The following is a 21,929-nucleotide window of genomic DNA, read 5'->3' as shown; positions in this document are numbered from 1 at the left end:
TCAAGAGACTTCGAGCCAAGAGGCTTGATATCAAGAGACTTCATGTCGACACAACCACTACACTGATCGTCATGGAGGACGAGGTCGATCGGCTTGTCGCAGCGTGGCGCCGGGAGCGCCCCGACCTCGACGTGGAGCCACTTGAGGTGCTCAGCCGGGTGAGCAGGCTGGCCCGCCATCTGGACCGGGCCCGTCGGCTGGCGTTCGCCGAGCACAGCCTGGAGCCCTGGGAGTTCGACGTGCTGACGGCGCTCAGGCGAGCGGGCAGCCCCTACCAGCTCTCCCCCGGCCAGCTGCTGACACAGACCCTGGTCACGTCCGGCACGATGACGAACCGTATCGACCGCCTGGCACAGAAGGGCCTCGTCGAGCGGCTCCCCGACCCCAGCGACCGCCGGGGCGTGCTGGTCCGCCTGACCGAGGAGGGCCAGGACCGCGCGGACCAGGCCCTGGCCGGACTGCTCGCGCAGGAGCGCGCGATCCTCGCGGAACTCTCCCGCGCCCAGCGGGGCGAACTAGCGGGCCTGCTACGCCAGTTGACCGCCCCGTTCGACAACATCCCCGGCTAGGTCGACCGGACCACCCCCCGCGCGCCGGGCGAGTGCAACTGCGGCGAGGGTGGAGTGGACGCCCACCCTGCCCAACGCGTGCGGAACCGTCCCGCGCGCCCAACAAGGCGAACCGGCAGGTCTCCTACGCCAGTTGACCGCCCCGTTCGACAACATCCCCGGCTAGGTCGACGGGCCCCACGCCCGCGCGGCGCGCCAGTACGACCGCGGCGAGGGTGAGGTGGACGCCCAACCGGCCCAGCACGTGCGGAACCCTCCCGCGCGCCCAACAAGGCGAACCGGCAGGTCTCCTACGCCAGTTGACCGCCCCGTTCGACAACATCCCCGGCTAGGCCGACCGGACCCACACCCGCGCGCCGGGCGAGAGCCACCGCGGCGAGGGTGGAGTGGACGCCCACCCTGCCCAACGCGTGCGGAACCCTCCCTCGCACCCCAACAAGGCGAACCAGCAGGTCTCCTACGCCAGTTGACCGCCCCGTTCGACAACATCCCCGGCCAGGTCGACCGGACCCACACCCGCGCGCCGGGCGAGAGCCACCGCGGCGAGCGTCGAGTGGACGCCCAGCTTGCCGAGCACGTTTTGCATATGCGTCCGGACTGTGTGCGGGGAGAGGTAGAGCCGCTCGGCGACCGCCTTGCGCCCCAGCCCGGCCACCATGCAGCGCAGTACTTCCCGTTCCCGCGGAGTCAGCGACTCCACGAGCCGCTCGCTCTCGGTGCGGTGCTTGCGCGCGGCCGTCAACTCCCGCAGGACGCCGGTCAGCAGCGCCGGCGGCAGGTGCGTCTCGTCGCGCAGGACACCTCGGATGACGGTTAAAAGCCTGGACAGCGAGCAGTCCTTGGCGACCCAGCCGGACGCCCCGGCCTGCAGGGCCAGAGCGGCCCGGCGCGGATCGTCCTTCTCGGCCAGCACGACCATCCGTACGCTCGGCTGGGCGGAACGGACCCCGGCGACCAGAGAGATCCCGTCCACCAGCCCGTCCTCGTTGCCCGCCTGAACAGGCACGGCGGGCCGTACACCTGGCACGTTGCCGCCCAGGTCGGCGTCCACGAGCAGGACGTCGAATCTGCGGCCCTCGGCGTTCGCGCGCTCCATGCAGCGCAGCGCGGCGGGACCGCTGCCGGCCGCGGACACGTCGACATCGGGCTCGGCCGCCAGTGCCGCGGCGAGCGATTCGGCGAAGATGCGATGGTCGTCGACGACCAGGACTCGGATGCGAACCACGAAACCCCCTTCCCCAGGCTCCTGGTGGAGCAGGGGATACCTCATCGTCGGGAGACGAAGCGATGATTGCGGGTACGACGCCCGGGAGCGGCCTGCGTCGCACGGCCGCCGCCGTGCAGACACTGCTACCCCCACATCGGGCGTCGTACCCGACTTGTCTCGCCCCCTGAACAGCACCGGCCCCCACCGGTGCTGTTCACAGCGTACGGCCGGGGCGCAGCAGGGGAACCCAATTTGCAGAACTGACTGTCCGGCGCGTTTATGGTGAGCCGCATGTTTCGTATTGAGACGGAAGTCGACAAGGAGCGACGCGATCTGCTCCGCGCCCGGCTGCTCGAAACCAACACGGCCGCCTCCCCGGTGCTGCGCGCCCTGCGCGGAACCCCTCGCGAACGTGAAGTTCCGCTCCAGGTGTGGGCGTTGGACGCCGCCGGTGATCTCGCGGGCGGACTGGTCGGGCACAGCTGGGCGGACTGGCTGCATGTGACGTACCTGTGGGTGGACGGCCGGCACCGCGGTACGGGCCTCGGCTCCCGGCTCCTCGCCGAGGCGGAGCGCATCGCCCGCGACGAGCGCGGCTGCGGGGCGGCCCGCCTGGAGACGTGGAACTTCCAGGCTCCGGAGTTCTACAAGAAGCAGGGGTACGAGGTGGTGTGCGTGATCCCGGACTACCCGCCGGGGCTCACCGAGTACACCCTGACGAAGAGGCTGGGCCGAGCGAACCTCGGGTGAACACATCCGGGGCGAACGAGAAGCTCAGCCCAGTCTCATACTCTCCTCTTACCGTGCCCCGCATGAGCATGCTGCGGAAGCTGAACTCCAAGCTCGCCGAGACGACCGGCTACCAGATACGCCGGGTGCCCCCGCCGCCCGGTGCGACGACCGCGGGCTCCCTCGGGGTGATCCCCACGCCGCGCGGTTCCCGTCCCGCGCGCCCCGATCCCGTGGTGCCCCGGACGCCGGCGGTGGATCCGGCGGTCGACCGGTTGCTGGAGCGACCGGTGTTCATCCTGACCTCGGTGCGTTCCGGATCGACGCTGCTGCGCATGATGTTGGGGGCGCACTCCCGGCTGCACGCCGCGCACGAACTCCATCTCACCGGTATCGAGGTCTACTTCAAGCCGGGCACCCCCACGGAACGTTCGCTGCGCACCCTGGGCCTGGGCCACGAACAGCTGGAGGGCCTGCTCTGGGACCGCGCCCTGCACCGTGAACTGGTCAAGTCCGGCAAGCAGTTCATCGTGGAGAAGACACCCGGCAACGCCTTCCAGTGGCAGCGCATCGCCGAGACCTGGCCCGACGCCCGCTTCGTCTTCCTGCGCAGACACCCGGGCGCGGTGGCCCGCTCCTGGCACGAGGCGGTACCGGACCGCACCCGCGAGGAAGCGGCCGAACGCGTCCTGAAATACATGGAGTCCATGCAGGAGGCCCAGGCCGAACTCGGCGGCCACACCCTCCGCTACGAGGACCTCACCACCGACCCGGCCGCCGAACTCCGGTCCCTCTGCGCCTACTTGGACCTCCCCTACGAACCCGGCATGACGGACTACGGCAGCAGCCTGGAGGGCGCGGTCCTCGGTGGCGGCTTCGGCGACTGGAACGAGAAGATCCGCTCCGGCCAGGTCCAACCGGACCGCCCGGCACCGGCGTCGGAGGAGATCCCGGAGGTGCTGCGGCCGATGTGTCGGGCGTGGGGGTATCTCTAGGTGAAGTGGCCGGTTGTGGACGCGCGTTGACGTGCTTCGCCTAAAGTCCCTGGCCGTGACAGTCACTTCAACGCAGGGCGCCGGAAAACCAGCACTGTGGCGTGAGCGGCCGTTCGTGCTGCTCGCCTCCGCCCGCACCGTCTCCGTACTCGGCAACGGATTCGCCCGGGTGGCCCTCGCCTTCGCGGTGCTGGCGCTGCCCGGCGCGGGACCGGGCCGGCTCTCGCTGGTCCTGGCCTGCCAGGCGTTGCCGCAACTGGTGTTCATCCTGGTGGGCGGGGTGATCGCGGACCGGATGTCACGCGCCCGTCTGATGGCGCTGGCGGATGTGCTGGGGGCCGGGGCCTACACCGCCCTGGCCGCGATGGTGCTGACCCGGCACGCCCCGCTCCCGGCGATGTGTCTGCTGGCGGTGGCGGCGGGCACGGCGACCGCGCTGTTCGCCCCGGCGATGAACGGCATCATGCCGCTGGTGGTCCCCACGGACCGCTTGCAGCAGGCGAACGCCCTTCTGCGGGTGGGCACCAACAGCGCGTTGCTCCTGGGCCTGTCGCTCTCGGGCGTGACGGTGGCCCTGCTCGGCCCCGGCTGGGCCCTGGCCCTGAACGCCGCCTCCTTCGCCGTCAGCGCGGCCCTGACCGCCCGCCTCCCGGTCCCGGCACGCCCGCCCAGGAAGTCCACCGGCTGGGCCGATCTCCGCGAGGGCTGGCGGGAGTTCGCGTCCCGCCAGTGGCTGTGGGCCGTGGTGGCCCAGTGGTCGATCGTGGTGGCGGCGCTCAACGCGAACGTAGGAGTCCTCGGCCCCCTGACCGCCGACCGCTACCTCGGCGGGGCCCGCGCCTGGTCGGTCATCGTCGCCGCGCAGGCCCTGGGCACGATCGCCGGCGCGGGCCTGGCCGCCCGGGTCCGGGTCCACCGCCCCATCCTGGTGGCCGTACTCGCCACCTTCCCGACGGCCGTCCCGATCGCGCTCCTCGCCGTGCGGGCCCCGGTCTGGCTGATCGCCGCCGCGATGTTCACCGCCGGGATCTCCAGCGACGTCTTCGGCGTCCTGTGGGCCACCACCATCCACCGCGAGATCCCCGAGGAAGCCCTCTCCCGGGTCAGCTCCTACGACGGTTTCGGCTCCCTGGCCTTCGCCCCGCTGGGACTGCTCATCGCGGGCCCACTGGCGGCGACGGTGGGCCTGGGTCACACCCTCGCGGGGTGCGCGGCACTGGTGGTCCTCGCCACGGTCGCGGCACTGTTGGCTCCTGGGGTACGGGGGCTGCGCAGCACCCCGTGACGGAGGAGGCCGGCGCCGTGGACATCTGGTCGGACTGCTCCACGTGGAGCCGCCGCATCCTGACCGCCGCCGACCGGCTCTCCGGCTACCGTCACGACCGGCAGCGACGCCACGAGGACTGGTGGGTGCACCCGGATTCGGCCGATGCGGTGGTGCGGACGCTGCTCACGCTGAGCATCCATTCCCTCGTACTGGACTCCGTGGCCCAGGGGCAGCCGTACACACCGGCCATGATCGGTCGGTTCCGGCTGGCCGCCGTGGCGCACACGGTGACGAAGCGGCCCGATCACGAACTCCTCGCCGGCCTCCCCGCCCTCGGCGAGACCGACCGACTGCAGGTCGACGTGGTGCGGATCCTCACCTACGACGACGCGTCCACGCTGACGGCGGCACGGCTCCGCGCACTGGCCCACAGCGCTCTGCACCGACTGGTCGAGAGCGTCACCGCCGACGATCCCGTCTGCGACGACGTCCCCGGGTGAGCGGGACGCCCCGGCAGCCCGGGGCGTCCTCGCCGTGACCCGTCAGCTCAGGCGCCGCGCCCCCGCCGAAGGCACCGCAGGGAACACGCGCGGAGCGGTGTAACCCGCCGCCGCGAACGCCTCCTCGACCGCCTTCGTCACCGTGTCCGCGTCCGAAGCCTCGACCAGGACGACCGCCGAGCCGCCGAAGCCGCCGCCCGTCATCCGGGCGCCGAGCGCACCCGCGCCGACCGCCGTGTCGACCACGAGGTCCAACTCCGGGCAGGAGATGCGGAGATCGTCGCGCAGGGAGACGTGACCCTCGGTCAGGACCGGGCCGATCGCCCGTACGTCGCCCGCGTCCAGCAGGTTGATGACCTGGTCGACCCTGTGGTCGTCCGACACCACGTGGCGGACGTAGCGCTGGATCCGTTCGTCGGAGAGGCGTGCCAACGACGACTCCAGGTCCTCGTACGCCACGTCCCGCAGGAAGGGGACGCCGAGTTGGCGCGCGCCCTCCTCGCAGCCCTCCCGGCGTTCCGCGTACGCGCCGTCGCCCAGGGCGTGCTTGACGCGGGAGTCGACGACCAACAACGACAGCCCCTCCGACGCCAGGTCGAAGGGGATCTGGCGGATCGACAGATCCCGGCAGTCGAGGTGGAGCGCGTGGCCCTCCTCGCAGCAGGCCGAGGCCGTCTGGTCCATGATCCCGCAGGGGACGCCCACGAAGTCGTTCTCCGCGCGCTGCGAGAAACGCGCCAACTCCGGTCCCGTCAGGCCGAGTTCGAAGAGGTCGTTCAGAGCGAGCGCCGTGACGACCTCCAGCGCCGCCGACGACGACAGGCCCGCGCCCGTCGGGACCGTGGACGACAGGTGGATGTCCGCGCCTGTCACCTCGTGGCCCGCCTCGCGCAGCACCCACACCACGCCCGCCGGGTACGCGGCCCAGCTCGTGTTCGTGCGCGGGGCCAGCTCGTCCACGTGCAGTTCCACGACCGGGCCCTCGATGTCCGCCGAGTGGAGGCGGAGGACGCCGTCCGTGCGGCGGGACACCGCCGCCACCGCCGTGTGCGGCAGGGCGAGCGGCATCACGAAGCCCTCGTTGAAGTCGGTGTACTCGCCGATCAGGTTGACCCGGCCCGGCGCCGCCCAGACGCCCTCGGGAGCGGTGCCGTACAGCTCCTCGAAGCCCTCAAGTACACCCACGTGTTCTCTCCTAACCCTTCGATACGTTCTGCGCGAACGCCCACGCGTCCGCGACGATGCCCGCGAGATCCGCGCGGGACGGGTTCCAGCCGAGGCGCTCCTTGGCCCGGGTCGCCGAGGCCACCAGGGTCGCCGGGTCGCCGCCGCGGCGCGGGGCCACGACCTCGGGGATCGGGTGCCCGGTGACCTGGCGGACCGTCTCGATGACCTGGCGGACGGAGAAGCCCTCGCCGTTGCCGAGGTTGCAGATCAGGTGCTCGCCCGGGGTCGCCGCCTGCAGCGCCAGCAAGTGCGCGTCGGCCAGGTCCGCCACGTGGATGTAGTCGCGGACGCAGGTGCCGTCCGGCGTCGGGTAGTCCTCGCCGAAGACCGAGATGGCGTCCCGCTTGCCCTGCGCGACCTGGAGCACCAGCGGGATCAGGTGCGACTCGGGGGCGTGCCGCTCGCCGCAACTGCCGTACGCACCCGCCACGTTGAAGTAGCGGAGGGAGACGGCGGCCAGGCCGTGGGCCTCCGCCTCGCTCGTGATCATGAAGTCGACCGACAGCTTCGACGCGCCGTAGGGGTTCGTCGGGGAGGTGCGGGCGGTCTCGACGATCGGGACCTCGTCGGGCTCGCCGTACGTGGCCGCCGTGGAGGAGAAGACGAGCTTGCGGACACCGGCCTCGCGCATGGCGGCGAGGAGGGCCATCGAGCCGCCGACGTTGTTCTCCCAGTACTTCTCCGGCTTGACGACGGACTCGCCGACCTGGGAGAACGCGGCGAAGTGGAGCACGGCGTCGAAGGACGAGTCCAGCCACTTGGCCGCGTCGCGGATGTCGCCCTCCACGAACGTGGCACCCGCCGGGACGCCCTCGCGGAAACCCGTCGAGAGGTTGTCCAGGACGGTGACCTCGTGGCCCGCCTCCAGCAGGTGCTGGGCGACCACGCTGCCGACGTATCCCGCGCCGCCCGTGACCAGGTACTTACCGCTCATCAACTCGCTACCTCTCGCAGTCGCTGTGCCGCGAACTCCGGCGGCACGTCGTTGATGAACACGCTCATGCCGGACTCGGAACCCGCGAGGAACTTCAGCTTGCCGGACGTACGGCGGATGGTGAAAAGCTCGAGGTGGAGCGCGAAGTCGTCGCGGCTCACCCCGTCGAACTCCTCCAGCGTGCCGAACGGCGCCTGGTGCCAGGCGGAGATGTACGGCGTCGGAGGCTCGCCCTCACCGAAGATCCGGTCGAAGCGCCTCAAGAGTTCCAGATAGACCTTGGGGAACTCTGTGCGGGCCGCCTCGTCGAGACCGAGCAGATCGGGCACCCGGCGCTTGGGATACAGGTGGACCTCGTACGGCCAGTGCGCGGCGTACGGCACGAAGGCCGCCCAGTGTTCACCCTCAAGGACGACCCGCTCGCCGGCGAGTTCGCGCTCCAGGACCGAGTCGAAGAGGTTCTCACCGCCCGTCGCCTCCTTATGAGTTGCGAGTGAACGCAACATCAGCGCGGTGCGCGGGGTGGTGAAGGGGTAGGCGTAGATCTGGCCGTGGGGATGACCGAGCGTCACGCCGATCTCCTCGCCGCGGTTCTCGAAACAGAAGACCTGCTCGACGGAGGGAAGATGCGACAGCTCCGACGTCCGGTCGGTCCACGCGTCGAGGACGAGGCGCGCCTGCTCCTCGGTCAGCGAGGCGAAGGACGCGTCGTGGTCGGAGGTGAAGCAGACCACCTCACAGCGCCCGGAGTCGCCGGCCAGCGAGGGGAAACGGTTCTCGAACACGGCGACGTCGTACGACGAGTCCGGGATCTCGCTGAGCCGGTCGCCCGTGGTCGGGCAGAGCGGGCACTGGTCGGCCGGCGGGTGGTAGGTGCGGCCCTGGCGGTGCGAGGCGATCGCCACCGAGTCGCCGAGCAGCACGTCCCGCCGTACCTCCGAAGTGGTGACCGTGCGCTCCAGCGGGCGTCGGTCCACCGCGTCGCGCACGGTGTCGTCCCGCAGGTCGTAGTAGATGAGCTCACGACCGTCGGCCAACCGGGTCGAGGTCTTCTTCACGCCGGGCTCTCCATCCGTACGTACATCCACGCCGCATCCGGGCTTCACACAGAACTAAACACATCAAACCACCAATCCCCCCAGTCGTCACCATCAAAATCAAACAAAGAACACCAACCAAAGACATCAACCAGACATCAACCAAGGTGAGCGCTTGATGCAGACCCTGCAGACCCCCACCTCTCTCGCCGCGGAGCTACGGCTCCCCACCAACGGGCTCGACTACACGATCCTGGCGATCTACTTCGTGGTCGTCCTCGGCATCGGCCTGGCCGCCCGCAGATCGGTGAAGACGAGCCTCGACTTCTTCCTCTCCGGGCGTTCGCTGCCCGCCTGGATCACCGGTCTCGCCTTCATCTCGGCCAACCTGGCCGCCACCGAGATCCTCGGCATGGCCGCCAACAGCGCCCAGTACGGCGCCTACACCGTCCACTGGTACTGGATCGGCGCCATCCCCGCCATGGTCTTCCTCGGCCTGGTGATGATGCCCTTCTACTACGGCTCGAAGGTCCGCTCGGTCCCCGAGTTCCTGCTGCTGCGCTTCGACAAGGCCGCACACCTGCTGAGTTCGATCCTGTTCGCCTTCGCCGCGATCCTGATCGCGGGCGTCAACCTGTACGCCCTCGCGATCGTCGTCGAGGCGCTGCTGGGCTGGCCGCAGTGGGTGGCGATCGTGGTCGCCGGCGCCTTCGTGCTCGCGTACATCACCCTCGGCGGGCTGTCGTCGGCGATCTACAACGAGGTCCTCCAGTTCTTCGTGATCCTGGCCGCCCTCATCCCGATCTCCTACCTCGGCCTGAAGAAGGTCGGCGGCTGGGACGGACTGACCCACAAGCTGGACGCGGCCCACGGCCACAACTTCACCACCGCGTGGGGCGGCACGGGCATCGGCAGCGTGAACCCGCTCGGGGCGAACTGGCTCACGATCGTCCTCGGCCTGGGCTTCGTCCTCTCCTTCGGCTACTGGACGACCAACTTCGCCGAGGTCCAGCGCGCCCTCTCCGCGAAGAACCTGTCCGCGGCCCAGCGCACCCCACTCATCGCCGCGTACCCGAAGGTCTTCATCGTGTTCCTGGTGATGATCCCGGGCCTGGTCGCCGCGGCGCTCGTCCCGAAGATCGGCACCAGCGGCTCGGACCTGCAATACAACGACGCGATCCCGTACCTGATGCAGGAGTTGCTGCCCAACGGCGTGCTGGGCATCGCGGTGACGGGCCTGCTGGCCGCCTTCATGGCAGGCATGGCGGCCAACGTGTCGTCCTTCAACACGGTGTTCACGAACGACATCTGGGCGAAGTACGTCGTGAAGGACCGCGAGGACGCGTACTACGTGCGCTTCGGCCGCCTGATCACGGTGATCGGCGTGGCGGCGTCGGTGGGCACGGCGTTCCTGGCCTCGTCCTTCTCGAACATCATGAGCTACCTCCAGACGCTCTTCTCCTTCTTCAACGTCCCGATGTTCGTCGTCTTCATCGTCGGCATGTTCTGGAAGAAGGCCACGCCGAAGTCCGGCTTCTGGGGCCTGCTCGCGGGCACGGTGACGGCGATGGTGAACTACTTCTGGATCTACAAGCAGGGGATCATCTCCATCCCCTCCGACCAGGGCGCGAACTTCGTCTCCGCGATCGCGGGCTTCGTCGCCGGCGCGGTGGTCATGTTCGCCGTCTCCCTGTTCACCCAGCCGAAGTCGGCGGAACAGCTCCAAGGGCTCGTCTACGGCACGACGTCACCCGGTATGACCGAGGCGCCGGCCGCGGGCGACGACGCGTGGTACCGCCGGCCCGCACTCCTCGGCTGGGGCGCGGTGATCCTGGCCGCCCTCTGCTACATCCCGTTCTCGTTCTAGCCGCGGGAGGATTGAGAAACCATGTCTGAACACTCAGGACACTCCGAACACTCAGGGCACGACGTCCAGCGCGAGGTCAGCGACCTGGAGGGCAAGTCCACGACGGCGTCCCGCCTGTTCGACCTCCGGCTGATCATCGGCGGCCTGTTCGTCGTCTACGGCGTCATCGTCACGATCGCCGGGATCAGTCCGTCACAGGCCACGCTGGACAAGGCCGAGGGCGTCAACATCAACCTCTGGACCGGGATCGCGATGCTGCTGCTCGGGATCTTCTTCCTGGGGTGGCTGAAACTGCGGCCGACACCTCCGGTGGAAGTGGCGGAGGTCGCGGAGGAGGAAGAGGGGGCTTAGGTCGAGTGCCGGGTGCGGGTGGACTGTGGCTGGTCGCGCCCGCGCGGCGGAGGCCCCAGCTGGCCGCCGCGCACGTCCGCCACTGCGGCCAGTTCGCCCACGTGGAGGGCGAACTGGCCGCCGGCGAAAGCATCAGGCTCATGCGCCTGCACTACGGCGGCTCCGTTACCACCTGGGGCGTCTGACCAACGCCACACAGCACCCGGCTCCGGAGTCAACCCTCGAAGGACTTCCGAAGCCGACCGGTTAATTTTCCAGGCGGACAGGCATCAGCATCGAAAAGGTGCCCTCGCCGTCGGTCCGGCGGATCGCCAGGGGCGCTGTAGGGGCGCCGAACTCCAGAATCAGTTGGTCCCGGGCTCCGGCGGCGAGGGCATGCAGCAGGAACTCGCGATTGACGGCGATGTTGCCCTGGCCTTCGTCACCGTCTTCACAGACGCACACCGTGCCGTCGCCCGCCACCTTGAGCACGCTGAGGTCACAGGACAGGCCGTCCTGCTCGCGCACCTCGCTGACGCGGACGGAGCCGGTTTCCACCGCCGCCCGGAAAGCCGGGACATCGACGAGGGCACGGTGCCCTGCCGGCAGGCGGACGAGGCGACGGTAATCAGGAAAGTCGTGATGGAGACGCTGCCCAACGGCCTGACGGTCCCCTGCCTCCAAGGCCACGCGGTCACCGTCCACAGTGAGCTGGACGGATGCATCGTCACTCAGCAGCGCCCGCATCGCGTCGGCGAGTGGGGACGGCACGATGACCTGCACACGGGGCCCGCCATGTCCGGTGGTACCGGCTTGTGCGACTGCCATCCGGTACCGGTCGGTAGCCACGACATGGAGCGTCTCCCCCTCGATGTCGAACAGGACACCGCCGAGCATCGGCAGCTCCGGGTCGGTACTGGCGGCGAAGCGGACCGCGTCCAACGCCGCGGCCAACTCAGGCGCGGAGACAGCCAACCGGACGGTGGCGGTGCGGAGCGAAGCCATGGGATTCTCCCTGCGTTCGAGTAGCGCTCGGACCGTGGAGAACTCGATGCGGGCATCGGACAGCCCCAGTTCAAGACGACACAGATGCGCCTGAAGCAGCTTCCGCACCAGGTCGGTGTCCTCACCGGACCAGCCGGCCAGCACCAGCCGAATGTCCGCCAAGGGCATACCGGCCCGGCGCAGCCGGGCCAGCAACCGGGCCTCTTCAAGCTGCTCGGGGCCGTACCAGCGGTAGCCGCTCACCGGATCCACCCAGGCCGGGACCAGCACGCCGGCACCGTCGTAGAACCGCAGGGCGCTCACGCTCAGTCCACTGTCCCGAGCCATCTCACCAATACTGCGCATCTCGCTCTCCACACCCGGAACTCTGAGCCCTCCACCAAGTCGAGGGTCAACCGCCGGCCAAGGGAGCCATCTGACGAACGTCAGCCACGGCACCGGCTCCGGAGTCGACCCCCGAAGGACTTCCGGAGCCGACCACTTAGTTGGTCAGGGACGAACTGGTCGCTACGCCACCCCCAGTTCGCACCACACGTACTTGCCGCGCTGCCCGTTCCTCGACAACGGCTGCCAGCCCCAGAGGTCGGCGCAGGCCCGCACCAACGCGAGGCCTCTCCCCGCCTCGGCGTCCAACAGGTTCGCCAACTGGCCTGGGGGCTGGGGAGGTTCGGGGTCCGCGTCCCACGCCCCGACCCTCAGCACCCCCGCCGAAAACCGCACCCGGAGCATCACCGGCCCCTCGGTATGCAATACGGCGTTGGCCACCAGCTCCGTCGCGAGGAGTTCGGCGGTGTCCACGACCCGGATGAGGCCGTGCGCGGTGAGGACGAGGCGGAGAGTGCGGCGACAGACGGTGACGGCACGGCGATCGTGCGGGACGGAGAGGGAGTACTCCCAGGGTTCGGCTTCGGTTTCGGGCATGCGTGAACTCCGTTGCTGGTGTGGGGAGTTGATGCGGTTCACGGGCAGTGGCCTGCCACGCCGTCATGGCAGGACGGGGTGGTGCGCTTCCGGGGCCCCGGGTTCCGCAGCGTGTGCGTCGCATCACCAACGGTAGGCCTTTATTTACAGGTTCAGCAAGTCGATCGCGTAATCTGACTCCGCAAGCGCGTTGAACCGAGGAGCAGTTCATGGCATTGAGGCGCGAACCAACGGCACGTCAGATGCGCCTGGGCACCGAAATGCGCAGGCTTCGTGACGCGGCAGGCCTCACCGGCCGCGAGGCGGCAGCGCTACTCGGGGTGAGTTCCGTCCAGATCAATCAGATCGAGTCCGGCCTCAGCGGCGTGAGCGAGAAGCGGCTGCGCCGCCTGGCGGCCCACTACATGTGCACGGACGAGGCATTCATCGATGCCCTGGTCGCGATGGCCACCGATCGGACACGCGGCTGGTGGGAGGAATACCGGGGCCTGCTGCCTACGTCGTTTCTGGACCTCTCCGAGCTGGAGCATCGCGCCACCTACCGCTGGGACGTGGACTTCCTGCATGTCCCCGGCCTTCTCCAAACGCCGGACTACGCCCGCGGGATTCTCGGGTACAGAGTGCCCGAACTCCCCAAGAACGAACTCGACTTGCGGGTCCGGCACCGACTCGAACGGCGCGTCATCTTCGAGGGACGCCAGCCCACCCCGTACGAGGCCGTGATACATGAGTCGGCGCTGCGCATCCGGGTCGGCGACCGCACCGCGTCCCGGGTTCAGCTCACCCGTCTCCTGGAGTCCTCGGAAGCGGATCACATCACCGTACGCGTCATTCCGTTCGACCTCGACGGTTTCGCCGGCGCCGACAGCGCCATGGTGTACGCGGGCGGCAACGTACCCAAACTGGACACGGCCGTACGCGACACACCCCAGGGGACGGGCTTCATCGACTCCGAGGCCCAACTCGGCTCGTTTCGAACACTCTTCCGTAGAATGGAGGCCGCGTCGCTCGATCCTGAACGATCGCGCGACTTCATCAACCGATTGGCGAAGGAACTGTGAGGCGCACCGTGACCACCCCCGTGAACTGGCAGAAGTCGTCCTTCTCGGGAAGCGGCGACGGCAACGCCTGCCTCGAACTCGCAGCAGCCCCCACCACCCTCCACCTCCGCGAAAGCGACGCCCCCACCACGCACCTCACCACCACCCCCACGGCCCTCGCCGCCCTCCTCGACGGCATACGGTCCGCCGGCCTCTCCCTAGAGGGGCGTGGCGCCCGCCTGCCCGACTCGCCCTGAGAGAAGCCCAGTTGAACGCCGCCGTCCCCTCCCGCGTAAGCGCGGCCTCTGCAGGACGCTGTCGGCGAACCCACCCCACCCAGACCACCCACCCGAAAAAGTGTGACACTCTCCCCAAAAGTGTCACACTTCCTCAGCGATACCCGGCACCCCAAGCCCACTGACGGGATTGGCGACAGCATCCCCTACAGGTCCGGCCCCGCCGAATGGTTCACCGGCCCCGCCCTGTCGAGCAGCCCCGTCCGCGCCGCCAGTGCCGCCGCCTCCAGCCGCGACCCCACGCCCAGTTTCATCAGCACCCTCTGCACATGGGTGCGAGCCGTGGACGGGGCGATGCCCATGCCCGCCGCGATCAGGCGGGTGTCCTCGCCGTCTGCCACCCGGACCAGGACTTCCACCTCCCTCGGCGTGAGCATCTGCAGCAGCCGTTGGCCCTCGTCGTCCGGCTGGGCTGCCGGGTTCAACAGCTCACTGAAGGCGCCCTGTAGCAGCTGCGGGGCCACCGCCGCCTCGCCCGCCCTCGCCTTCATGATCGCCCGCTCCACGCCCTCGATGCGCTCGTCATGACGGACATAGCCCGAGGCGCCGGCCGCGAAGGCCGCCGCGATGCCTCGGGGGCTCGGAACCGGGCCCAGGACGAGGACCGCGACCTGTGGACGCTCACGCTTGATCTTCACCACCGGGTCGAAGATGCCCGGTTCCGCCGGTGTCGCCGTGCCGATCAGGCACACCTCGGGGGCGCGCGTGATCACCAGCTCCGCCGCGCCCGCCGCCGGTGCCGCCGCTGCCAGCACCCGGTGTCCCCGCAGCTTCAGTGCCGAGGCCAGTGCCTCGGCGAGCAATCGGTGGTCGTCGACCACCATCAGCCGCACTCCCATTGAGCAACCCCCCAGTCCCCCCAATGGATGCCCACTATGGATGCCCACCGGTCCCCAAGAACAGAGGGCCCCCAGCACCCCCGCTCTTCATGCCCCCGGAAGCTACACGCTTGTTCGACGTTGCGCTGCCCCTACTGGAGAGAAGTGCCCCAGATCGACGGAGTTTTTCGCATTCCTGGCATTCGGGAGTGATGGGGGTGGTGGGGGTAATGGGGGTGAAGTCAGCTCGTTGTGCCGAAGGCGATCGCCAAGTCCTTGTCGCCCGTTGACGACGTCGACGCCTTGTCCGCGTAGACCGCCGACATGTAGAGGTGGCCCTCCCCGTAGAGGATCTCCGCGTAGTCCGGGAGGAAGGTCGTCTCCGTGCTCCGTACCGTCTCCGTGCTCGGGTTCTCCAGCAGCTTGGTCTCCTTGAAGGAGGTGCCGTCGATGCTGACGATCTGGCCGCCCTTGTTGTACGGCGGGGACTTGTACGCGATGACGTTGCTGCCGTCCATGCGCAGCGGGGTGATCGTGTAACCGTCGCCCGCGTCGGCGCGCTGCCCGGTCTGCTTGCCGGTGGCGAGGTCGAAGGCGACGATCTCGTTGGTCTGGCTGTAGGAGTCGCCGGAACCGTCGTGTTCTTCGGTGGGCACGTACAACCGGTCGTTCCCCACGGCCAGTTCGGTGCAGTACTCGACCCGGGTGATGCCGTCGCAGCGGGCCGCGTACTGCTTGCCCGGTGCCGGGATGTGCGAGCGCAGGGCGCCGGTCTTGTTGTCGATGGAGAAGAAGTCCGAGATGCCGCTGCCGTCGCCCGCGCTGTCGCCGACGTCGGCCGCGACGACCAGCGGGTCGGTCGACACGATGCTCGCGTACTCGATGCCCTGGGCCATCTTGTAGTCGGAGAGCACCTTCCCGGAGACCGGGTCGATGGTCTGGATGTGGAGCACGGGCGAGTCGTACGTTCCGCACCGGCGCACCGCGACCAGCTTGGCGCCGCCGCCGTAACCGGCGTCGTAGCAGTCGGCGACCTTCGGGCTCCACAGGACCTTGCCGGTGGAGATGTCGAAGGCGGCACCGCCGTCGGTGCTGCCCACGGCGACCGTGTTCGCGCTGACGGTCACGTTCCCGAAACTGATCGGCTGGTCACCGGAGTCGGCGGTCTTCGTCCACAGCTTGGTGCCCGCGTTGAGGTCGATCGCGGCGATCTGGCTGCAGCCGTGCGAGGGCTTGTCCTTGGTCGGCATGGCGGGCTCGTAGAGGATGGCCGTCTTGCCGTCGGTGGTGGTGTGCTTCGTCGCCTGGCAGACCGGGCCGGGGAGCTTGATCGTCCACTGCTTGGCGCCGGTGTCGCGGTTGTAGCCGACGACCTCGGCGCTGCCGGTCTTGGCGTACACCTTGTCGGTGAGCCAGGAGCCCGAGGTCACCATGGTGTCGCTGACCTTGGGCATCGGGACCTCGAAGAGGACCTTGGAGGCCGGGTCGGCCGGGACCTTCTCCTTGCCGCCCGACGTCGTGCCGCCGGTGCCGCCCTTGCCGTTCGTGCCGCCCGTGGTGCCGCCGGCGGTCGCGGTCTTCTTCGTGTCGTCGTCCTTGTTGCCGGACGAGGACGCGTACCAGATCCCGCCGCCGACGATCAGCGCGATCGCGACGACAGCGGCGGTGATGATCACCGCGGGTGCCCCGAACTTCCGCCCGCCACCGCCTGGTTGGCCCGGCTGCGGGTGCAACGGCATGGTCGGCTGCCCCGGGTAGCCGTAACCCGGCTGCTGGCCATAGGGGTTGGGCTGTTGACCGTACGGCGGCTGCGGTTGCTGCTGCGGCTGGGCGTACGGGTTCGGCTGCTGGCCCGGGTAGCCGTAGCCGGGGGGCGGGGCCTGCGGGGGTCCCTGGGGCGGCTGCGGGGTTTGGGGTGCCTGGGGGTAGCCGTAGACCGGCTGCTGGGGCGGAGGCGACTGCGGGTAGCCGTAGCCCGGCGGGGTCTGTGGGGGCTGGTCCTGAGGTGGGCCGAAGCCGCCCTGCGGGGGCTGGTTCGGCGGGGGCGGCGGGGGCTGGGTCATGACGAGTACCTCGGGGAGGACGGCGGGACGGGAAGAAGTCGGGGTCTCACTTGCCGTACGCGAGCATCAACTTCTCCTTCGTGTCGTCATTGCCGTTCAGCCGGGTCGACGAGATGTAGAAGCGTCCGTCGACGTAGTCGATGTCCCGGGAGTAGAAGCTCGACTCGATCTGCGCGGTGCCGGACGGCATCTGCAGCAGCTTCGTCGGGGTGTGCGCGGAGCCGGTCGTGGGGATGGACACGACCTGGCCGCCCGCACCGTAGGAGGCCTCGACATAGGCGAGGAGCTTGCCGCCCTGGAGCTTGATCGGGAGCATCGACACGGACGCGGGCGACTTGACGCGCCACTCCTCCTTGCCGGTGGCGAGGTTGATCGCCACGATCTGGTTGGCGCCGGTCGTCACGTCCGTCGGGAGGTACAGGGTGCTCGCGTCGACCGCGACGCCCTGGCAGCCCTGGAGGTCGCTGTCGACGAACGACGAACCGCAGGTGGGCGCGAACGCGGCCTTGGAGTCGACCTGCGAGCGGACCGAACCGTCGTTCTTCAGCGTCGAGATGTTCCAGTGCTTGTGGTCGGAGTCGGTCATGTAGAGGACGACCGGGTCCACGGAGTAGACGTGGTCCACCGTCCAGCCCTTGGGTATCGACTTGGTCCACCTGGCCTTGCCGGTCGCCGGGTCCAGCTCCTGCACCTCGTCGTGCTCGGTGGAGGAGCCCGCCCCGCAGGACGCGACCGAGATCAGCTTCGCGCCGCCCGCGAACGCGCCCGGGAAGCAGGCCGCGCCGTACTTCTTCTTCTCGTAGAGCTTCTTGCCGCTGTCGATGTCGTACGCGATCCCGGACTCCGAGCGGCCCACCATCAGCGTCTTGCCGGTGACGGACAGCCCGATGCTGAGCGCGCTGTCGAAGAGGTCGCCGTCCGGGACGACCGCCGTCCAGCCCTTCGCCCCGGTGTTCAGGTCGAGCTGCTGGAGCTGGTTGCACTTGGCGTTGTCGCTGACACCGCTCTCGTACGCCACGACGATCTTGCCGTCGGACGACTGCTGCGAGGTGACCGCGCAGATCTTCTGCGGGAAGGTGACCGTGGGCCAGGTCGGGTTGCCGTTGCCGACGTCGTAGGCGACGAGTTCCTTGTACGCCGCCTTCACCGCCGTCTTGCCGGTGATCCACATGCCGGGGGCGTCGGCGCCGGAACCGGGCGCGTCCGGCGCCTCCTTGTACCAGAGCACCTTCGCCTCACCGGACTTGCGGCCCTCGTTGAGGTTCTCGGGGTCCTTGGCGCCGTCGCCGCTGCCGTCACCGGGGTTGGCGGGGTCGTCGGCCGTACCGCTGGCGGAGGGCGACGGGCTGTCACTCTGCTCCGCCACCGGCTTCTTGTCGTCACCGCCGCTGGTGACCGCCCACACCGTGCCGCCGACGACGAGCAGTCCGGCGACCGCGGCCGCGATCACCAGCGCCGGCTTCCCCTTGAAGGGGCCGCGACCGGAGGGGGGCGGGGTGAACTGCGGCGGCGCGGGCGGCGGGTATCCGTACCCGCCGTAGGGCGGCTGCTGACCGTACGGCCCCGGCTGCTGCGGCTGGCCGTAGGGGCCGGGTTGCTGCGGCGGCTGTTGGGGATAGCCGTAGGGGCCGGGCTGTTGTGGTGGCTGCTGCGGATAGCCGTAACCGGGCTGCGGCGGAACAGGAGCCCCGAAGCCGCCGGACGGTGGCTGTGGCGGTTGGTTCGGCGGCGCTCCGTAACCGCCGGACGGCGGCTGTTCGGGCGGCTGAGTCATCAGCGGCTCCCCCTCGTTCACTGATTTTTAGCCACGCCCCGAGGTTCGCGAAGGATCCGGAGGCGCGTTCAAGCAGGTCTCAGACGGCTCTTTCTATCACCCGGCTGTCCATGAAGAACGGGCCGGTTCACCCCTGTTCCCAAGGGAGGACCGGCCCGTGATACCGCCGTTATGCGCCTTCACTCACCCTTCACGCGTCCTCGGCGAGTTCCAGCCACCGCATCTCCAGCTCGTCCCGCTCGCCGCTCAAGTCCCGTAGCTGGGCGTCCAGTTCGGCCACTTTCGCGAAGTCCGTGGCGTTGTCGGCGATCTGGGCGTGCAGCTTGGCCTCCTTCTCGGAGACCTTGTCCAACTGCCGCTCGATCTTCTGCAGTTCCTTCTTCGCGGCCCGCTGGTCGGCGGCGCTCACCGCCGCCGCGGTCTTCTCCACCACGGGGACGGCAGCGGCGGCGACCTCCTCCATACGGTGGCGCCGCTCCAGGTACTCGTCGATGCCGCGCGGCAGCATCCGCAGCGTCGCGTCGCCGAGGAGGGCGTACACCTTGTCGGTGGTGCGCTCGACGAAGAACCGGTCGTGGGAGATCACGATCATCGACCCCGGCCAGCCGTCGAGGACGTCCTCCAGCTGGGTCAGGGTCTCGATGTCGAGGTCGTTCGTGGGCTCGTCGAGGAAGAGGACGTTGGGCTCGTCCATGAGCAGCCGCAGCAGTTGCAGCCGTCGCCGCTCACCACCGGACAGGTCACCGACCGGCGTCCACTGCTTCTCCTTGTTGAAGCCGAACGTCTCGCACAGCTGCCCGGCGGTCATCTCCCGCCCCTTGCCGAGGTCGACGCGCTCGCGCACCTGCTGCACGGCCTCCAACACCCGCAGCGTGGGCTTGAGTTCGGCCACCTCCTGCGAGAGGTAGGCGAGCTTCACCGTCTTCCCCACGACGACCTTGCCGGCCGCGGGCTGGGTGTCGCCGTCGCTGCGGGCGGCCTCGGCGAGGGCACGCAGGAGAGAGGTCTTACCGGCGCCGTTGACGCCGACCAGGCCGACGCGGTCACCGGGGCCGAGGTGCCAAGTGATGTGCTTCAGAAGGACTTTGGACCCGGCCTGGACGGTCACGTCCTCCAGGTCGAACACGGTACGGCCGAGGCGCGACGACGCGAACTTCATCAGCTCGCTGGTGTCGCGCGGCGGCGGTACGTCCGCGATCAGTTCGTTGGCGGCCTCGACGCGGAAGCGCGGCTTGGACGTACGGGCGGGGGCGCCGCGGCGCAGCCAGGCCAGCTCCTTGCGGACCAGGTTCTGCCGCTTGGTCTCCTCGGTGGCGGCGATGCGCTCGCGCTCGGCGCGGGCGAAGACGTAGTCGGTGTAACCGCCCTCGTACTCGTAGACGTCGCCCTTCTGCACGTCCCACATCCGCGTGCAGACCTGGTCCAGGAACCAGCGGTCGTGGGTCACGCAGACGAGCGCGGAACGCCGCTCGCGCAGGTGCTGGGCGAGCCAGGCGATGCCCTCGACGTCGAGGTGGTTCGTGGGCTCGTCCAGGACGACCAGGTCCTGGTCCTCGATGAGCAGCTTCGCGAGGGCGATACGGCGGCGCTCGCCGCCGGAGAGCGGGCCGATGACGGTGTCGAGTCCCTGCGGGAAGCCCGGCATGTCCAGGCCGCCGAAGAGTCCGGTGAGTACGTCGCGGATCTTGGCGTTGCCCGCCCACTCGTGGTCGGCCATGTCCCGGATGACCTCGTGGCGGACGGTCGCCTCCGGGTCGAGGGAGTCGTGCTGCGTGAGGACACCGAGGCGGAGTCCTCCGGAGTGGGTGACGCGGCCGGTGTCGGACTCCTCCAGCTTGGCGAGCATCCGGATCAGGGTGGTCTTGCCGTCACCGTTGCGGCCCACGACCCCGATCCGGTCCCCTTCGGAGACACCGAGCGAGACGCCGTCGAGCAGGGCACGGGTGCCGTACACCTTGCTGACGTTCTCGACATTGACCAGGTTGACGGCCATTTCTCTCCTGACAGGGGGGACGGTCAGCCTCCCAGGGTAATGCGCGGGGGGAGGCTGACGATCCGGGCAGGTCAGGTGGGGTGCGTTGGTCGTCTGCGGCGCCGTTGTGGCTGGTCGCGCCCACGCGGCGGAGCCGCAAATCGATACAGCCCCGCGCCCCTAAAAGCATCGCGTCCCCCCGTTGCCAGGTCAGCGGGTTGCTGCTGCCGTCCTGACCTCTCCCAGCAGGTCGTACATCGTCTGGCCGGGGCAGTCCGTCTGGAGCCAGTCGCGGTGGCCGCTGATGGTCTCGTTGTCCTTCTTCACGCCGTTCACGGGGTTGGTGTAGGTGATCTTCGCCTGGGGGTCGAGGCCCTTGAAGCGGGTGATGACCTTGATGAGGCGGATCAGGGAGGCCTTTGCCGCATCGGTCGGGGGCTGGGCCACGAGGTTGCCGATGAGGGCGATGCCGAGGTTGCCGGAGTTGAAGCCGGCGGTGTGGAAGGCGGTGACGAGGTTGCCGTTCTTGTCGAAGGCCGGGACGAGGTCGTCGCCGGAGTAGCGGCCCTCGTAGATCACGCCCGCCTCGTCGATGAGGAAGTGGTAGCCGATGTCACCCCAGTCGAGGGTGATCGCGTGGTACTCGTAGATCCCGCGGACGGTCGCGGCCGGGTCCGGGTCGGCGTTCGGGGTGTCCGTGTGGTGGACCGTGATCGACTGCAACGGGTAGTACGCCTCGGGCGAGTTGACCTTGCCGTCCTTGTACCGCTTCGACTCGTCGGCGCCCCACGCCGGGCGCGAGAGGTAGCGGACGCCGCGGACGCGGGTCGCCTCGGACGGCACGTGGAAGGTGTGGCCCGGGCCGCGGGTGCAGTCGATGGCGACCGAGCGTACGTCCGTCGCGCCGGCCGGTGCCTTCACCTGGTAGCCGGTGGCCTCGTCGGCCGCGATCAGGGCCGTACCGCCGTTGTCCACGGTCGCGCAACCGGTGCCGGTCTGCTGCCAGTCGCCGTCCGCGAGGCGGATGCCGACGCCGTCCTGGGTGCCGGTCCAGCGCAGGCCGACGTAGGACGCGGCGAAGGTCGTGGTGGCCGGGGTGGTGCCGGTGGCGGTGGCGGTGCGGGTTGCCGGGAACGTCTCCGGCTTGGTGCCGGAGGGGGCGGCATCGGTGTTCGTGGCGTCGGAGGCGGAGTCCGAGCCCGAGTCGGTGGCCGCGAACACGACCGGGGTCAGGGCGGCCCCGGCGGCCACGGCTCCGGCGGCGCCGATCGCGCCGCGACGCGAGAGGGAGCGCTTCCGGCGGTGGGACGGGGCGGGGGAGGACGGTGTGGGGGCGTCGGACACGGAACGGACCTTTCCAGCAGTGCACTTGAAGTAT

21 protein-coding genes and 2 pseudogenes are annotated in these 21,929 nt (G+C 69.3%); 10 read left to right on the top strand and 13 right to left on the bottom strand.

Annotated elements, in window-relative coordinates; translation table 11 throughout:
- Positions 1-71: 71 nt before the first annotated feature.
- Positions 72-569 (top strand): MarR family winged helix-turn-helix transcriptional regulator, encoded by a 498-nt coding sequence (locus OG504_RS31300; protein WP_019064646.1) that lies wholly within the window; start codon positions 72-74, stop codon positions 567-569.
- Here OG504_RS31300 and OG504_RS31295 read toward each other — a convergent pair.
- The 3 genes and pseudogenes from OG504_RS31295 to OG504_RS31285 all read right to left on the bottom strand — a co-directional run.
- Positions 528-644 (bottom strand): annotated as a pseudogene (locus OG504_RS31295) (DNA-binding response regulator); the annotation flags it as partial. The gene OG504_RS31300 and the pseudogene OG504_RS31295 overlap by 42 nt on opposite strands.
- 49 nt (positions 645-693) lie before the next feature.
- Positions 694-816: pseudogene (locus tag OG504_RS31290) on the bottom strand (DNA-binding response regulator); the annotation flags it as partial.
- A 210-nt stretch (positions 817-1,026) separates the two neighbouring features.
- The gene (locus tag OG504_RS31285; protein WP_405992799.1) at positions 1,027-1,794 is read right to left on the bottom strand and encodes a LuxR C-terminal-related transcriptional regulator; all 768 of its coding nucleotides are present in this window, start codon (positions 1,792-1,794) and stop codon (positions 1,027-1,029) included.
- 261 nt (positions 1,795-2,055) lie between these two features.
- Here OG504_RS31285 and OG504_RS31280 point away from each other — a divergent pair, with 261 nt between their 5' ends.
- From OG504_RS31280 to OG504_RS31265, 4 genes are all read left to right on the top strand, one after another.
- The gene (locus OG504_RS31280; RefSeq protein ID WP_405992798.1) at positions 2,056-2,526 is read left to right on the top strand and encodes a GNAT family N-acetyltransferase; all 471 of its coding nucleotides are present in this window, start codon (positions 2,056-2,058) and stop codon (positions 2,524-2,526) included.
- A gap of 62 nt (positions 2,527-2,588) precedes the next feature.
- Entirely contained in the window at positions 2,589-3,500 is a 912-nt protein-coding gene (locus OG504_RS31275; RefSeq protein WP_405992797.1) for a sulfotransferase family protein, read from the top strand.
- Between the two features lie 55 nt (positions 3,501-3,555).
- Entirely contained in the window at positions 3,556-4,785 is a 1,230-nt protein-coding gene (locus OG504_RS31270) for an MFS transporter (protein WP_405992796.1), read from the top strand.
- A complete protein-coding gene (locus tag OG504_RS31265; protein WP_405992795.1) occupies positions 4,782-5,267 on the top strand; it encodes a hypothetical protein in 486 nt (161 codons plus the stop codon). Before OG504_RS31270 ends, OG504_RS31265 begins: the two co-directional genes overlap by 4 nt.
- Positions 5,268-5,309: 42 nt before the next feature.
- On the opposite strand, the gene galK is transcribed toward OG504_RS31265, so the two are convergent.
- Genes galK through galT form a run of 3 tightly spaced genes read right to left on the bottom strand, consistent with a single transcriptional unit; the run spans position 5,310 to position 8,486 of the window.
- Positions 5,310-6,452: a galactokinase gene (gene galK, locus OG504_RS31260; protein ID WP_405992794.1), complete on the bottom strand. Its 1,143-nt coding sequence runs from the start codon at positions 6,450-6,452 to the stop codon at positions 5,310-5,312.
- 10 nt (positions 6,453-6,462) lie between these two features.
- Positions 6,463-7,428 (bottom strand): UDP-glucose 4-epimerase GalE, encoded by a 966-nt coding sequence (gene galE / locus OG504_RS31255; protein ID WP_405992793.1) that lies wholly within the window; start codon positions 7,426-7,428, stop codon positions 6,463-6,465.
- Positions 7,428-8,486, bottom strand: coding sequence for a galactose-1-phosphate uridylyltransferase (gene galT, locus OG504_RS31250; RefSeq protein WP_390166055.1), 1,059 nt, complete (start codon positions 8,484-8,486; stop codon positions 7,428-7,430). The genes galE and galT overlap by 1 nt, the downstream gene beginning before the upstream one ends.
- A gap of 157 nt (positions 8,487-8,643) precedes the next feature.
- On the opposite strand from galT, the gene OG504_RS31245 reads away from it, so the two are divergent.
- The 3 genes from OG504_RS31245 to OG504_RS31235 are packed head-to-tail and all read left to right on the top strand — an operon-like array spanning position 8,644 to position 10,868.
- Complete coding sequence (locus OG504_RS31245) at positions 8,644-10,332, top strand: sodium:solute symporter family protein (RefSeq protein WP_405992792.1); 1,689 nt, start codon at positions 8,644-8,646, stop codon at positions 10,330-10,332.
- 21 nt (positions 10,333-10,353) lie between these two features.
- The gene (locus OG504_RS31240) at positions 10,354-10,683 is read left to right on the top strand and encodes a hypothetical protein (protein ID WP_405992791.1); all 330 of its coding nucleotides are present in this window, start codon (positions 10,354-10,356) and stop codon (positions 10,681-10,683) included.
- 5 nt (positions 10,684-10,688) lie between these two features.
- Complete coding sequence (locus tag OG504_RS31235; RefSeq protein WP_405992790.1) at positions 10,689-10,868, top strand: hypothetical protein; 180 nt, start codon at positions 10,689-10,691, stop codon at positions 10,866-10,868.
- 61 nt (positions 10,869-10,929) lie between these two features.
- On the opposite strand, the gene OG504_RS31230 is transcribed toward OG504_RS31235, so the two are convergent.
- Together OG504_RS31230 and OG504_RS31225 are read right to left on the bottom strand one after the other, a co-directional pair.
- Positions 10,930-12,024, bottom strand: coding sequence for a MerR family transcriptional regulator (locus OG504_RS31230; protein WP_405992789.1), 1,095 nt, complete (start codon positions 12,022-12,024; stop codon positions 10,930-10,932).
- Positions 12,025-12,174: 150 nt separating this feature from the next.
- Positions 12,175-12,588, bottom strand: a complete 414-nt coding sequence (locus OG504_RS31225; RefSeq protein ID WP_405992788.1) for an ATP-binding protein — start codon at positions 12,586-12,588, stop codon at positions 12,175-12,177.
- A 209-nt stretch (positions 12,589-12,797) separates the two neighbouring features.
- Here OG504_RS31225 and OG504_RS31220 point away from each other — a divergent pair, with 209 nt between their 5' ends.
- The gene (locus OG504_RS31220) at positions 12,798-13,649 is read left to right on the top strand and encodes a helix-turn-helix domain-containing protein (protein ID WP_405992787.1); all 852 of its coding nucleotides are present in this window, start codon (positions 12,798-12,800) and stop codon (positions 13,647-13,649) included.
- A gap of 8 nt (positions 13,650-13,657) precedes the next feature.
- Complete coding sequence (locus OG504_RS31215) at positions 13,658-13,885, top strand: DUF397 domain-containing protein (protein WP_405992786.1); 228 nt, start codon at positions 13,658-13,660, stop codon at positions 13,883-13,885.
- Positions 13,886-14,070: 185 nt separating this feature from the next.
- Here the strand turns inward: OG504_RS31215 and OG504_RS31210 are convergent, their stop codons facing one another.
- From OG504_RS31210 to OG504_RS31190, 5 genes are all read right to left on the bottom strand, one after another.
- The gene (locus tag OG504_RS31210) at positions 14,071-14,763 is read right to left on the bottom strand and encodes a response regulator transcription factor (protein ID WP_266857887.1); all 693 of its coding nucleotides are present in this window, start codon (positions 14,761-14,763) and stop codon (positions 14,071-14,073) included.
- Between the two features lie 221 nt (positions 14,764-14,984).
- Positions 14,985-16,805 carry a PQQ-binding-like beta-propeller repeat protein gene (locus OG504_RS31205; RefSeq protein ID WP_405992785.1) on the bottom strand — a complete coding sequence of 607 codons (1,821 nt, stop codon included), beginning with the start codon at positions 16,803-16,805 and terminating at the stop codon, positions 14,985-14,987.
- Between the two features lie 46 nt (positions 16,806-16,851).
- Positions 16,852-18,579, bottom strand: a complete 1,728-nt coding sequence (locus OG504_RS31200) for a PQQ-binding-like beta-propeller repeat protein (RefSeq protein WP_405992784.1) — start codon at positions 18,577-18,579, stop codon at positions 16,852-16,854.
- 190 nt (positions 18,580-18,769) lie between these two features.
- Positions 18,770-20,572 carry an ABC-F family ATP-binding cassette domain-containing protein gene (locus tag OG504_RS31195; protein ID WP_405992783.1) on the bottom strand — a complete coding sequence of 601 codons (1,803 nt, stop codon included), beginning with the start codon at positions 20,570-20,572 and terminating at the stop codon, positions 18,770-18,772.
- A 189-nt stretch (positions 20,573-20,761) separates the two neighbouring features.
- A complete protein-coding gene (locus tag OG504_RS31190) occupies positions 20,762-21,802 on the bottom strand; it encodes a peptidoglycan recognition family protein (RefSeq protein ID WP_405996471.1) in 1,041 nt (346 codons plus the stop codon).
- Between the last annotated feature and the right edge of the window lie 127 nt (positions 21,803-21,929).

Source organism: Streptomyces sp. NBC_00986, from assembly GCF_045162565.1.
Classification (GTDB): Bacteria; Actinomycetota; Actinomycetes; order Streptomycetales; family Streptomycetaceae; genus Streptomyces.
This window is presented reverse-complemented; position numbering and strand designations above follow the sequence as displayed.

Coding starts and splice junctions, on each gene's coding strand:
- OG504_RS31300 (WP_019064646.1), top strand. CDS start 72: ATGGAGGACGAGGTCGATCGGCTTGTCGCAGCGTGGCGCCGGGAGCGC.
- OG504_RS31280 (WP_405992798.1), top strand. CDS start 2,056: ATGGTGAGCCGCATGTTTCGTATTGAGACGGAAGTCGACAAGGAGCGA.
- OG504_RS31275 (WP_405992797.1), top strand. CDS start 2,589: ATGAGCATGCTGCGGAAGCTGAACTCCAAGCTCGCCGAGACGACCGGC.
- galE (WP_405992793.1), bottom strand. CDS start 7,428: ATGAGCGGTAAGTACCTGGTCACGGGCGGCGCGGGATACGTCGGCAGC.
- OG504_RS31245 (WP_405992792.1), top strand. CDS start 8,644: ATGCAGACCCTGCAGACCCCCACCTCTCTCGCCGCGGAGCTACGGCTC.
- OG504_RS31240 (WP_405992791.1), top strand. CDS start 10,354: ATGTCTGAACACTCAGGACACTCCGAACACTCAGGGCACGACGTCCAG.
- OG504_RS31225 (WP_405992788.1), bottom strand. CDS start 12,588: ATGCCCGAAACCGAAGCCGAACCCTGGGAGTACTCCCTCTCCGTCCCG.
- OG504_RS31220 (WP_405992787.1), top strand. CDS start 12,798: ATGGCATTGAGGCGCGAACCAACGGCACGTCAGATGCGCCTGGGCACC.
- OG504_RS31210 (WP_266857887.1), bottom strand. CDS start 14,763: ATGGGAGTGCGGCTGATGGTGGTCGACGACCACCGATTGCTCGCCGAG.
- OG504_RS31205 (WP_405992785.1), bottom strand. CDS start 16,805: ATGACCCAGCCCCCGCCGCCCCCGCCGAACCAGCCCCCGCAGGGCGGC.
- OG504_RS31200 (WP_405992784.1), bottom strand. CDS start 18,579: ATGACTCAGCCGCCCGAACAGCCGCCGTCCGGCGGTTACGGAGCGCCG.
- OG504_RS31195 (WP_405992783.1), bottom strand. CDS start 20,572: ATGGCCGTCAACCTGGTCAATGTCGAGAACGTCAGCAAGGTGTACGGC.